Annotated in this window: 1 pseudogene; it reads right to left on the bottom strand. The window is 65.6% G+C overall.

What is annotated here, in order from left to right:
- Positions 1-209: pseudogene (locus NE619_RS18755) on the bottom strand (electron transfer flavoprotein subunit alpha); the annotation flags it as partial.

Here is a 209-nt window from a genome sequence, read left to right on the forward strand (position 1 = left end):
CGCCGTCATCCGCGTCCAGCCCCGCCAGGCTGGCGGTGGTGTTCTTTTCCAGGTATTCCATGTAATCGGCGGTGTCGATGTCCAGCCTGGTGCAGTCGGCGGTGAGGCCGGTGTCCAGCCTGGCGGCGATCCTTGGAGCCAGGTCCCTTCCGATGTGGGTGGCCCCGAAGAGCACGATCTCCGGTTTTTTCCGCCGGATGGCGTCGGTG

It is taken from the genome of Anaerovorax odorimutans (genome assembly GCF_024459955.1).
GTDB lineage: Bacteria > Bacillota > Clostridia > Peptostreptococcales > Anaerovoracaceae > Hominibacterium > Hominibacterium odorimutans_A.